Source organism: Desulfobaculum senezii (genome assembly GCF_054657395.1).
Genome location: NZ_BAAHYU010000003.1, coordinates 177,968 through 190,019, shown reverse-complemented (window position 1 = coordinate 190,019; position 12,052 = coordinate 177,968). Strand labels below are relative to the sequence as shown.

Here is a 12,052-nt window from a genome sequence, read left to right as displayed (position 1 = left end):
CGTGGTACTCCGAACACTGTCCCGCTACTTTACGGCGTCCGTCATCGGCACTGCGCTGAACTTTGCCAGCCGTTTTCTCTTTGAGCTTTTCATGCCCTTTCTCTACAGCGTCGCCGCAGCCACATATGTTGGGATGGTGGTTATCTTCGTGTTGTCGTACAAGCGCATTTTTGCCACCACGCTCTCCTGGAAAACCGCCTTTCTTCGCTTCGCCATCACAGCGCATGTTGGTCTTGCCGTTGTCATGGGGTGCAGTGAATTTGCCCTTTGGGCGCTCCATCCTTTTGTAAGCGACCAGCTTCCCCAGTCCCTTCTTAATGGCACAGCCCACGCCTTTGGCATCGGAGTTGGGTTTGTCTTTAACTTTCTTGGGCACCTTTTTTTCAGCTTTGCCCGCCTCGGGACCAATGCGCTGCGCGGAGGTGACGCCTAACCCCTTGCCTCGGCGCCCTGTCATGCCTATGTCTTAAGGCAGTGGGAACGATTTGGTTCTTTCGACTCCAGCCATCAGGACGCATGCTTCATGACCACATTTGAATTCACTTCCATCGGCACCATCCATTCGCCGCATAAGTCGCTGAGCGACATGCCCATTCAGCCCACCGGGGCGCGGGATGCCATTGGGTATATTGATATTGATCCCAAGTACGCGGCGGGCTTGCAGGACATTGAAGGGTTTTCGCACATTATTTTGCTGTACGCCTTTCATCAGTCCAACGGCTTTTCCCTGAAGGTTACCCCCTTCATGGACGACACCGAGCGCGGTCTCTTTGCCACGCGGGCGCCGCGCCGCCCGAATCCCATCGGCTTTTCCGTGGTGGAGCTTCTGGGCAGGGCGGGAAACCGGCTCGACATCTGCGGGGTGGACGTCCTCAGCGGCACGCCCCTTCTGGACGTTAAGCCCTACGTCCCCCGTTTTGACGCCCCGGACGCCACCCGCTGCGGCTGGCTGGACGACAAAGCCGCCCTCAGCGAGTCCCTGCGGTCTGACGACCGATTCGTCACCAAAAAATAATATTTCACCCGCCGCAGGAAACTTGGCCGCCCTCTTCCGGGGGCGGCCTTTTCATTTTCTTGCCTCCAAGGAAACTCACTCACCCCGCACTGGTTCCCCCTCCATTTTTGGGGCAAAAGCCTTATTTCACGCGGGTTGACAACCGATGAGTGCGCCCCTATATCTATGCCTCCTATTAAATAGCTTGCTAATCAATTTTTCCTTGTCACGAACCATACATGAAGCAACGGAGTGTTTTTCATGCAGAACGCTAAACACCTGATACTGTTCGCCTGCTTGCTCCTGTCGGCCGCACTGGCCACGGGTTGCACCGAGAGCGAAGCCTCCAAAAGCGCCACCCCGCCCCCGCCGCTGGTGAAGGCGCAGACCGTGTCGCGCACCGACGTGCCCCTGACCCTTGAATACGTCGGCCAGACCGCTGGCTCGCGCGAGGTTCAGGTCCGCGCCCGTGTCGGCGGCATCCTGCTCAAGCGCGCTTACGTGGAAGGCAGCCCCATCAACGAGGGCGACCTGATGTTCACCATCGACCCGGAGCCCTTCCGCGCCGAGCTTGGACAGGCCAACGGCCAGCTGGCCAAGTGCAAGGCCACCCTGCAGAAGGCCATCCTCGACCGTGACCGCATCCTTGAACTCTTCAAGGAAGGCGCCGTGAGTACGCAGGAACGTGACAACGCCCTGACCACTTACGACTCCGCCAAGGCGGACGTGGAAGCCGCCAGCGCCCGCGTGCGCGAGGCCGCCATCAACCTCGGCTACACTGACGTTCGCGCGCCCATCTCCGGCATCACCAGCAAGGAGACGCGCTCCGAGGGCAGCCTCATCAGCACGGACGCCTCCGGCAGCCTGCTGACGACCATTACGCAGCTGGACCCCATCTACGTGAACTTTTCCATCCCCGGCACCGAAGCCCTGCACTACCGCAAGCTGGCCGAGGAGGGAAGGCTGCATCTGCCCGAGGCTGGCTACAGCGTACGCATCCGCCTGAGCGACGGCACCATTTACGACACCAAGGGCCACATCAACTTCTCGGACAAGCAGGTGGACCCCATGACGGGCTCCATCCGTTCCCGCGCGGAATTCTCCAACACCGAGGGCATGGTGCTTCCCGGCCAGTTCGTGCGTGTGCTCCTTGATGGCGCCATGCTCGAAAATTGCCTGATGGTGCCTCAGCGCGCCGTGCTGTTCACGCAGAACGGTCCCATCGTCTACACGCTGGACGAAAACGGCACCGCCTCCCCGCGCCCGGTGACCCTTGGCGATTCCGTTGGCGAGGCCTTTGTTGTTGAATCCGGCCTGAAGGACGGCGAGCGCATCGTCTCCGAAGGCGTGGTGAAGGTCCGTCCCGGTACGCCCGTGAACGTGGCCGGAACCAAACCCGCCAACGCGGGTGCGGAGGGCTAGCTGTGATATCTCGCTTTTTCATCAACCGTCCCATCTTCGCCACGGTTATCTCGCTGCTCATTACGCTGGCGGGCGCTCTGGCGATTGAGACGCTGGCCGTGGAGCAGTACCCGGACTTGATCCCGCCCGAGGTCAACGTCACCACGGCGTACCCCGGCGCCAGCGCCGAAGTTATCGCCCAGACCGTTGCCGCGCCCTTGGAGCAGGAAATCAACGGCGTTGACGACATGCTCTACATGCGCTCGTCCAGCTCCAGTAGCGGCGCGCTGTCCATCGCCGTGACCTTTGCCATTGGCACGGACCCGGACCAGGCAACCATTAACGTCAACAACCGTGTGCAGTCCGCCTTGTCGAGCCTGCCCACGGAGGTGCGCCAGCAGGGCGTCACGGTGAGCAAGCGCTCGCCCAGTATGCTGCAGGTTATCAACCTGGAGTCCGACGGCCGCTACGACACCGTGTTCATGGGCAACTACGCCCTCGTCAATGTCCTGGACGACCTGCGCCGCGTTCCCGGTGTGGGTGACGCCATCATCTTTGGCGACCATGACTACTCCATGCGTGTGTGGCTGCAGCCGGACAAGCTGGCGCAGCTGAAGCTGACGCCGGACGACATCGCGGGCGCCATCAAGGAGCAGAACTCCCAGTTTGCGGCCGGTACCATCGGCATGGAGCCGCTGAGCGACCCTGTCCAGCTGACCTACACCGTCACCACGCAGGGCCGTATGGTCACGCCCGAACAGTTTGGCAACATCATCCTGCGCGCCAACCCCGACGGCACGCTGCTGCGGCTCAAGGATGTGGCTCGTCTGGAGCTTGGCGCCTACAGCTACAGCATCGAGAGTAAGCATAACGGCAACCCGTGCATCGCCCTTGGCGTGTTCCTTGCCCCGGGCGCCAACGCCCTCAAAACGGCAGACCGCGTCAACGCGCGCATGGCCGAATTGTCCAACCGCTTCCCCGATGGCATTGACTACGCCGTGCCGTACAACACCACGGAGTTCGTCCGCATCTCCATCAACGAGGTGGTGCACACGCTGTTCGAGGCCATGCTCCTCGTGTTCCTAATCATTTACCTGTTCCTGCAGAACTGGCGGGCGACCATCATCCCCTGCCTTGCCGTGCCGGTCTCCATTGTCGGTACCTTTGCGGGCATGTATCTGCTGGGCTTTTCCATCAACACGCTCACGCTGTTTGGCCTTGTGTTGGCCATCGGCATCGTTGTTGACGACGCCATCGTCGTTATTGAAAACGTGGAACGCATCATGTCCACGGACGGGCTCTCGCCCCATGACGCCACGGTCAAAGCCATGGAAGAGGTGACCGGCCCGGTTATCGCCATTGTGCTGGTGCTGTGCTCCGTGTTCGTGCCTGTTGCGTTCATGGGCGGCCTTGCCGGTGAAATGTACAAGCAGTTCGCGGTTACCATCGCGGTCTCCGTTGTGCTCTCCGGCATTGTAGCCCTGACCCTGACCCCGGCCCTGTGCTCCCTGATGCTGAAGCCCGGCCACAGTCAGCCGCTGGCCCCCTTCCGCTGGTTCAACGCCTTCTTTGACAGCGTCACCCGCCGCTACACCGCTGGTGTGCGGTTCCTGCTCAAGCGCACGCTGGTTGGCGTGCTGCTGTTTGCGGGCCTGTGCGCCGTAACGTGGGGCCTGTTCCAGCGCGTGCCCGGCAGCCTTGTGCCGGACGAGGACCAAGGCGTGTTCATCGCCACCGCCATCCTGCCGGACGGCGCATCCCTGTCCCGCACCACCGACGTCATGGACACGCTGGAATCCACGCTGCTCGAAAGCCCGACCACGCAGGACACCATCAACCTTTCGGGGTATGACCTGTTCTCCGGCAGCGCCAAGACCAGCTCCGGCACCATGTTCATCAACCTCAAGGACTGGGACCTGCGCGGCGAGGGAGAATCCTCCTTTGACGCGGTGAAGGACGTCTTCCGCAAGAGCTACGGCATCACCGACGCCATGGTTCTGGCCTTTAACCCGCCGCCCATCAGCGGCATGAGTAACACCGGCGGCTTTGAAGGCTTTGTCCAGAGCCGTGGCGGCGCTGGCATGCGCGCACTGGCCGAGCAGACCAAAACCCTTGTGGCCGAAGCTTCCAAGCGCCCTGAAATCGGCAATTTGAGCACCACATTCAGCGCCAACGCGCCCCAGCTGCACATCGACCTCGACCGCGAAAAGGCCAAGGCCCTTGGCGTCCCTGTCAACCGCGTGTTCCAGACCATGCAGGCTACCTTTGGCGCATACTACGTCAACGACTTCAACAAGATGGGCCGCACCTTCCGTGTGCAGATCCAGTCGGAGTCCGACTACCGCAGTACGCCCGACGACCTGCGCAACGTCTACGTCCGCTCCGCCACCGGCGAGATGATCCCGCTCACCGCGCTGGTGCACATCAAGCAGACCGTTGGCCCGAACATTGTGGAACGCTTCAACGTGTTCCCGGCGGCCAAGATCGTTGGCGGCCCTGCACCGGGCTACAGCTCCGGTCAGGCCCTTGCGGCCATGGAAGAGGTGGCGGCCAAGGTTCTGCCCGGCGACTACACCCTGGCGTGGACCGGTTCCGCCTATCAGGAAAAAGCGACGGGCGGCACGTCCTCGCAGGTATTCCTGCTGGGCCTGTTGATGGTGTTCCTCATCCTTGCGGCCCAGTATGAACGCTGGTCCCTGCCCTTTGCGGTCATCATGGTGGTGCCCTTCGCCCTGTTTGGCGCCATCACCGCAAACTGGATACGTGGGCTGGCCAACGACGTGTACTTCCAGATTGCTCTGGTGACACTCATCGGCCTTGCGTCCAAGAACGCCATCCTCATCGTCGAATTCGCGGCCATGAAGCACCGCGAAGGCCTGAATATCTTCGACGCGGCCATTGAGGCGGCGCGCCTTCGCTTCCGCCCCATCGTCATGACGTCGCTGGCCTTCATCCTTGGCGTTGTGCCGCTGGCCATCAGCCACGGCGCCGGCGCGGCCAGCCGTCACTCCATCGGCACCGGCGTCATCGGCGGTATGCTGGCGGCGACCTTCATCGCCACCTTGTTCATCCCTGCGTTCTACAAGACCGTGGCCTCGCTCACCGAAACGGTGCGCGGCGCACGCAAGAACCGCAAGGTAGCATCCGAGAACGCATAATTCCCGGGGCGGGAGGCCCTCACGCCTCCCGCCCGTCAGGGTCAGCCGCCGCCATGTGCGGCAGGAGGGACGAACATCATGTCTTCACTGGACAATCTGGACGTTAAGGTCACGGAGATATTCAAGACGAACTCGCGCCAGCTTGGCGTGCTTATCGCCGCCGTTGCCCGCGAATGGCGCATGCGCCTTGATGAGCGCATGAAACCCTTTGGCATCAGCGGCGCGCGCTGGGTCACCTTGGTGTGCCTGAGCGAGCTTGGCGCGGTGTCGCAAAAGCAACTGGCCGAGGCCATGGGCATTGAAGGGCCAACGCTGGTCCGCCTGCTGGACCGGCTGGAAAAGGACGGCTGGGTCAGCCGCCATGTGTCCGAGCAGGACCGCCGCGTCAAAATCGTGGTGCTGGAGCCCAAAGCCCATGCCTTCCTTGACGAGTTTGAGGAAATCGCCATCGGTATCCGCGACGAGGCCATTCAGGGCCTGCCCGAGCGCGACCTTGCCGCCTGTACCAACGTGCTCCTGCATTTGCAGGACAAGCTTTCCGCCATGGGCCACGCCAACTAGGCAGCCCGCGGCGCACCGAGGAGGAGTCCCCCCAACCCCCACCACCCCTCATATCTCCTCCTCTCCCCCCACACCGAGGCGGGGCATGGTCCATGGACCATGCCCCGCCTCGGCCATTTTACGGCCCGAACAAAGGTGACGGAAAATGTCCCCACACATTTCCTTTCCCCGCGCGCCTATGGCATACTCAGGCATTGACGTGTGTTGACGCTTCCAGTCACTCCCAAACGGCATTCCCGGAGGCTGCATGGACAACAACGACCGCACCTCCAGCAGGCGCCGCCTTGCGGCGCGCCGCTTCGCCCCGGCGACACGGGCCGTTTGCCGCGCCCACATGACGCGGCGGCGCTTTTTGCGCATGGCGGCCGTCACCGCTGGTGCCATACTTCTGGACGGCCCCCTTGTATGGGCCAAAAAAGACATCTCACTCACCTATTTGGCCTCCAACGTCAGCGGATACCGGGAAATTGCCAAGCAAGCGCAGAAGGACCTTGGCATCACCATCCGCATGGAGCGCGCCAATACCATCCATGACAACATGCGGCGCGCCATCACCCGGCCCAAGTCCGTTGACGTGGTCGACCTCGACTTCGGCAATATCGACACCATTGTCCGCCTGCAGATGCTGACCCCCATCGAGACAAAGCGTATAGACGAATACGACCGCCTCTCCACCATCTTTACGGACGGCAGCCTCGGGGACACTACGCTGTCCACCCAGGGCGGCGCGCCCTATACGCACCTGTACCTGCGCCCAAACGCTCCTGACGCCTTTGCCCCGGGTCCCACCAGCCACATGGCCCTTGTGCCCACCATGTACAACGCGGACACCCTTGGCGTACGCCCGGACCTTGTTGGGCGGCCCATTACCTCGTGGCGCGAACTCCTCAGCCCAGAGTTTGCCGGACGCACCGCCCTTGTCAGCCGCCCGGGCGTGGGCATCCTTGACGCCGCCCTTGCCCTCGAAGCCGCAGGACGCATCACTTATCAAGACAAAGCCAACATGACCCGCGCGGAAATTGACGCCACCATGCGCCACTTGCTGCGCCTGAAGCGGCGCGGGCACTTTTATGGCTTCTGGAAGGATTTTGGCGAAAGCGTGGACTTTATGGCCTCGGGCAATGTGGTCATCCAGTCCATGTGGTCCCCGGCGGTGACGCAGGTGCGCCAGCACGGCATTGCCTGTACCTATCCCCCACTGGCCGAGGGACACCGGGGCTGGTGCTACGGATTGGGACTCAGCCGCGCCCTTAATGGCGCCAAGCTGGACGCCGCCTACGCGTTTATGAACTGGTTCCTCTCGGGGTGGGTTGGGGCCTTCCTCGGGCGGCAAGGCTACTACCCCTCCGTCCCCGCCACCATGCACAAGGCCATGCAGCCGCACGAGTGGGCCTACTGGATGGAAGGAGAGCCCGCCACCAAACCCATCGTCAGTCCGCATGGACTGGTCATTGCCCAGCCCGGCGAGCGGCGTGACGGCGGCTCCTACATTGACAGGATGAGCAGCATCGCCTGCTGGAACTCCCTCATGGACGAAAGCCGCTACCTGCTCGCCCGGTGGAGCGAACTCACGACCAAAGGATAACGGTCATGCCACACACTGCGCCCAAAACAGCCTGCGTTTCCTGCGGCCTTGCGGCCCTTGCCACCTGCCTCTTTGTTCTCCTCAGCCTTGCCCCGGCACAGGCCAAGGAGCCGACAATCTTTCTCATCAGCCATGCCGGTGCGGGCGATCCCTTCTGGGGCATTGAGTTCAAGGGCGCGCGCGACGCCGCACAGCGCCTCGGCGTTGACCTGCACATTCTTGCCCCGGAATTTCCCAACGACATCATGCGCCAGCGCGAACTGCTGGAGCAGGCCATCCTTGCGGAACCTGACGGCATTGCCACCACCCTCTCGCACCCAACGGCCTTCACCCCCTCGCTCAAGGCGGCCAAACAACGCGGCATTCCCGTTGTCATCTTCAACTCCATCCCCACGGATGTAGACCGCACAACAACGCCCTTCCTCGCCTATATCGGCATGAACGACTTTACCGCAGGGCAACGGGCGGCGCGGCAGGCGCTGGCCTCCGGCAAGCTCACGGGGCGGGTATGCGTTGCCGCGCAGCAGTTTGGCGTGCCGGGCATTATGGCGCGCCTGCGCGGGCTGCGCTCCATCTTGGAGCCCAAGGGCCTCAATGTGGACGTTGTGGACATGACCGCCGACCCGGCGCTGGCCGTCTCCGCCATGCGCAACTATCTGGAGCGGCACAAGGACGTCTCGGCCCTGTTCAGCCTTGGGCCGGTGGTGACCCATGCCCTCGTCGGCCTGCTGCAGGAGCGGCGCGACCTGTACGTTGGCTGCTTTGACCTGTCGCCACAGACAGTACAGCTCATAGAAGCGGGCGTTGTGGCGTTCACCATTGACCAGCAGCCCTACATGCAGAGCTTTATGGCCGTAACACTGCTCAACCTTGCGGCGCGTTACGCCCTGACCCCAACGGACATCAACACCGGTGTCGGCATTGTGGACAAAACCAACGTACAAGCGGTTCAGGACCTTGCCCGGCAGGGCATCCGCTAGACGGAGAACAGCGCAGTGAGACCCCTTCGCCGCTCCCTTCGGATGAAGCTCCTCGTTCTGGCATTTTTGCCAGCGCTTGCCGTTGCGCTTTTTGGCGGGAGCATGTCCACCCTTGTGCTGCTGAAGGAGGACCGCAAAACCACGCGCAAGGACCTGCAAACTCAGCTGGAGACCGTCAACAGAAACCTGCAGTCCCTGCGGCAAAACATGCAGGGCACCCTCCAGCTTCAAGTCAGCGACCGAAGCCTTATCTACCGCGCCCGCTCGGCCTATGAACTGGACAAAAGCAACACCGACGTCCTGCTGGACCTGTACCTGAGCATTGTCCGGTCGCTCCAAACCGTTGGGCGGGCCAAGCTCTACGACCTTGTGGCCCTCTACACCCCGGATGGCCTGCGCGGTTACGCCACGCAGGACTCCATGCGCCTTGTGGTGCCCCAACAGGAAGGGCCGGTGCACTATGCACCGCTGAACCCCTCGGCCTATATCCGCTTTACCCGCGAACGGTGGAAGCCCGTCCCCGCCACCAGCGACCTGCCCCACCACCTGTCCATACCCGTGGGGATGCATGTGGACTGGACGATCCAGCCCAGCGGGCTTGTCCTTGAAGCTGTCGCCCCCATCACCGCCCCTGTTCTGGACCCAGAGACGTTGCAGGAGCACACGGCCACCCTCGGGGCTATCCTGCTGCACCGCCACATCACCGACGATTGGCTTGCGGAGCAAAAATCCTTTCAGGGGAATGCCTCGGCCATCTTTGCCACCAACGGCACCCTGCTCGCCTCCAACGCGCCCTATATCCTCATGGACGGCATGCTCCCCAGCACGGCAAGCCCGGACGCCATGGTCGAGACCTCGGCGGCGGGCACCCCCTTCTACGCGCTGGCCACCGCCCTGCGGAATCAAGACATCCCAGCGGCCCGCCTTGCCACTTTGGCCTCACGCACGGCGCTGTCCAAGCGCTCACAGGCCGTCATCCTGCTGGAATTCACAGGCCTTGGCATCGGCCTTGTTCTGGCCATGATTCTCGCCATCGCCGCCGGACGCGCCGTGACCAAGCCGCTGGCCACCATCAGCCGCCAAATGACGGAAATCGCCCAAACGCAAGACTTTACGCGCACGGTTGCCGTCACCTCGCGCGATGAACTGGGCACCCTTGCCTCGGCCTTCAACAACATGGCCACCCGCCTGGACAATGCCTACAAAGCGCTCATGCGCTCGCGCAATGAACTGGAGGAGCGCGTGCAGGCCCGCACGCAGGAACTCAGCCTTGCCAACGAAAAGCTGCAGGACGAAATCGCCCAGCGCAAAATAACCGCCGACGCCCTGCTCATCGCCAAGGACGCCGCCGAACAGGCCGCACAGGCCAAGGCAAACTTTCTTGCCAACATCAGCCACGAGATACGCACCCCGCTCAACGCCATCATCGGCATGGGGCACCTGCTGCAAAAGACCGAACTCTCGGACAAGCAGCAGGACTATCTGGAAAAGATGCACTCCTCTGCCCTGCACCTGTTGCGGCTGGTGGAGGATATTCTGGACTTTTCCCGCCTTGAGAGTCAGGCCATGGAACTCGATTCGGTGCCCTTTGCACTGGACGACATCATCCGTGGCCTGAGTGCGACATCAACGCCCAAGGCGCAGGACAAGGAACTGGACCTCGTCTTTGACATCCCGCCGGACCTGCCCCTCGACCTTGTGGGCGACCCCATCAAGCTGGCGCAAATTCTGGATGCGGTCATGGACAACGCCATCAAATTCACCGAGGAAGGCGAAGTTGTCTTTGCCATCGCGGTGGAGCAGGACGAAGGAGAAACCGTCACCCTCCGCTTTAGCGTTACCGACACAGGCATCGGCATCGACAAGCAGCGCATTGACGAAGCCTTTGTGCCCTTCTCGCAGGCCGATGAAACCGCCACCCGCAGACACGGCGGCACCGGCCTTGGTCTGGCGCTCTGCGCGCGGCTGGTGGACGTCATGGACGGCTCCATCACGCTGGACTCCGCCCCGGCGGAAGGGACCACCGTCACCCTGACGCTCACCTTGGCGCGCAACACCGCACCAATCCGGACGCGCCAGCATGCGCCCCTGCCCGACACCGCGCCAAACCGCATCCTTGTGGTGGACGACAGCCCAACCGCGCGTGAAATTCTGCGGCAGATGCTCTCGCACCTGAGCATTGAAGCCCATGAGGCCGTGGACGGCTCTGCGGCGGTGACCGCCGCGGCCACGGCCGCGCAGGAGGGCCAGCCCTTTGACGCCATCATCATGGACTGGGCCATGCCCGTCATGGACGGCCTTGACGCCACACGCGCCATCCGCACCCATCCCGGCATACCGCCACACACGGCCATCATCATGGCCTCAGCCTTCCCGCAGAATGTCCTGCATGAGCGCGCGCCGGATATCGACTTAGACGCCGTGCTCACGAAACCCATCACCGCGGACTCCCTTGTGGCTGCGCTGTCGCGGATTTTACCCACAACGCCCGGTCCGAAGCACGCTCCCCCCGCCCCACAAGACGGCGCGCTCCCCCGCCGCGTGGACGGCGGCGACGCCCTGCCCACCAGCATCCCCGGCGTGGACATGCGCGAAGGACTGCGGCGCGCGGCAGGCGACCGGACGCTATACCACTCCCTTCTGGCCCGGCTCGTGAAGGACTTTTCCAGCATTGACGCCACCCTCAGGCCCCTCATGGAGCAGGAGCGGTTCAGTGAGGCGCGCATGGTCATGCAGTCCCTCATCGGCATGGCCGAAAACGTCGTGGCTACGGACGTCCAGCAGGCCGCCACCGCGCTGGACGCCGCGCTTCAGGCGCAGCACAAGGACACAGACCGTATCCGTGACATCGAAACCGCCCTGCGCGACATCGAAAACGCCCTGAAGCAGGACGCCCAAGAGGAGCCACCCCGAAAAGCTGACGTCCCCACAGGAAATGCAGACGCCCCCGGCGCCCCCCACGAGGGGCACCGCCCCACCCGGCGCGACACCACATCCACGCGTCTGCTGGCCCTGCTGGAGCGGGCAGAACATCTGGCTCAGCGCGGCGACAGCGAAGGCATACGCACCCTGCTTGGTGATGTAACGCCAACCACCTTCCCGCCTCTGCTCCAGCCCCTTGGCGACACCTTTGTCAGCCAACTGCAACGCGGGCACTACGACGCCGCGCTGGATACGGCCAAGGAAATCGCGGCGTGGCTGGCCAACAACCGCCCCTGAGCAGGGCCGCCCCGCCCCAGCCCCCTGAGCACGGTTAGGCGAATTTTGCCCAAAGCAAACCGTCAAAATCCTCCGCAAAAACCGGAACCACGTCCACCACCAGCGGAAAATGCCCTCAAGGAAAGAAAATTGCGCCTAGGGGCTTGACGAACCG

The 12,052-nt window shown here is 62.8% G+C and carries 8 protein-coding genes; all 8 read left to right on the top strand.

The features are described from left to right. Position 1 precedes the first annotated feature (1 nt). The 8 genes from ACYQ2T_RS09970 (at position 2) to ACYQ2T_RS09935 (ending at position 11,898) form a co-directional block, all read left to right on the top strand. Positions 2 to 433: a GtrA family protein gene (locus ACYQ2T_RS09970; RefSeq protein ID WP_459900300.1), complete on the top strand. Its 432-nt coding sequence runs from the start codon at positions 2 to 4 to the stop codon at positions 431 to 433. Positions 434 to 523: 90 nt separating this feature from the next. After that, positions 524 to 1,015, top strand: a complete 492-nt coding sequence (gene tsaA, locus ACYQ2T_RS09965) for a tRNA (N6-threonylcarbamoyladenosine(37)-N6)-methyltransferase TrmO (RefSeq protein WP_404843951.1) — start codon at positions 524 to 526, stop codon at positions 1,013 to 1,015. A 240-nt stretch (positions 1,016 to 1,255) separates the two neighbouring features. Further along, on the top strand, positions 1,256 to 2,416 hold the full coding sequence (locus ACYQ2T_RS09960; protein WP_459900299.1) for an efflux RND transporter periplasmic adaptor subunit: 1,161 nt from the start codon (positions 1,256 to 1,258) through the stop codon (positions 2,414 to 2,416). Positions 2,417 to 2,418: 2 nt separating this feature from the next. Continuing rightward, complete coding sequence (locus ACYQ2T_RS09955; protein ID WP_459900297.1) at positions 2,419 to 5,553, top strand: efflux RND transporter permease subunit; 3,135 nt, start codon at positions 2,419 to 2,421, stop codon at positions 5,551 to 5,553. 78 nt (positions 5,554 to 5,631) lie between these two features. After that, entirely contained in the window at positions 5,632 to 6,114 is a 483-nt protein-coding gene (locus tag ACYQ2T_RS09950; RefSeq protein ID WP_459900295.1) for a MarR family winged helix-turn-helix transcriptional regulator, read from the top strand. A gap of 247 nt (positions 6,115 to 6,361) precedes the next feature. Continuing rightward, positions 6,362 to 7,699, top strand: coding sequence for an ABC transporter substrate-binding protein (locus ACYQ2T_RS09945; protein ID WP_459900293.1), 1,338 nt, complete (start codon positions 6,362 to 6,364; stop codon positions 7,697 to 7,699). Positions 7,700 to 7,704: 5 nt separating this feature from the next. Further along, positions 7,705 to 8,679 carry a substrate-binding domain-containing protein gene (locus ACYQ2T_RS09940; RefSeq protein ID WP_459900291.1) on the top strand — a complete coding sequence of 325 codons (975 nt, stop codon included), beginning with the start codon at positions 7,705 to 7,707 and terminating at the stop codon, positions 8,677 to 8,679. 15 nt (positions 8,680 to 8,694) lie between these two features. Next, positions 8,695 to 11,898, top strand: a complete 3,204-nt coding sequence (locus tag ACYQ2T_RS09935) for an ATP-binding protein (protein ID WP_459900290.1) — start codon at positions 8,695 to 8,697, stop codon at positions 11,896 to 11,898. Positions 11,899 to 12,052: the final 154 nt, after the last annotated feature.

Excerpts from the sequence above, each read along its gene's own strand:
- tsaA (WP_404843951.1), top strand. The coding sequence starts at position 524 with ATGACCACATTTGAATTCACTTCCATCGGCACCATCCATTCGCCGCAT.
- ACYQ2T_RS09960 (WP_459900299.1), top strand. The coding sequence starts at position 1,256 with ATGCAGAACGCTAAACACCTGATACTGTTCGCCTGCTTGCTCCTGTCG.
- ACYQ2T_RS09950 (WP_459900295.1), top strand. The coding sequence starts at position 5,632 with ATGTCTTCACTGGACAATCTGGACGTTAAGGTCACGGAGATATTCAAG.
- ACYQ2T_RS09945 (WP_459900293.1), top strand. The coding sequence starts at position 6,362 with ATGGACAACAACGACCGCACCTCCAGCAGGCGCCGCCTTGCGGCGCGC.
- ACYQ2T_RS09940 (WP_459900291.1), top strand. The coding sequence starts at position 7,705 with ATGCCACACACTGCGCCCAAAACAGCCTGCGTTTCCTGCGGCCTTGCG.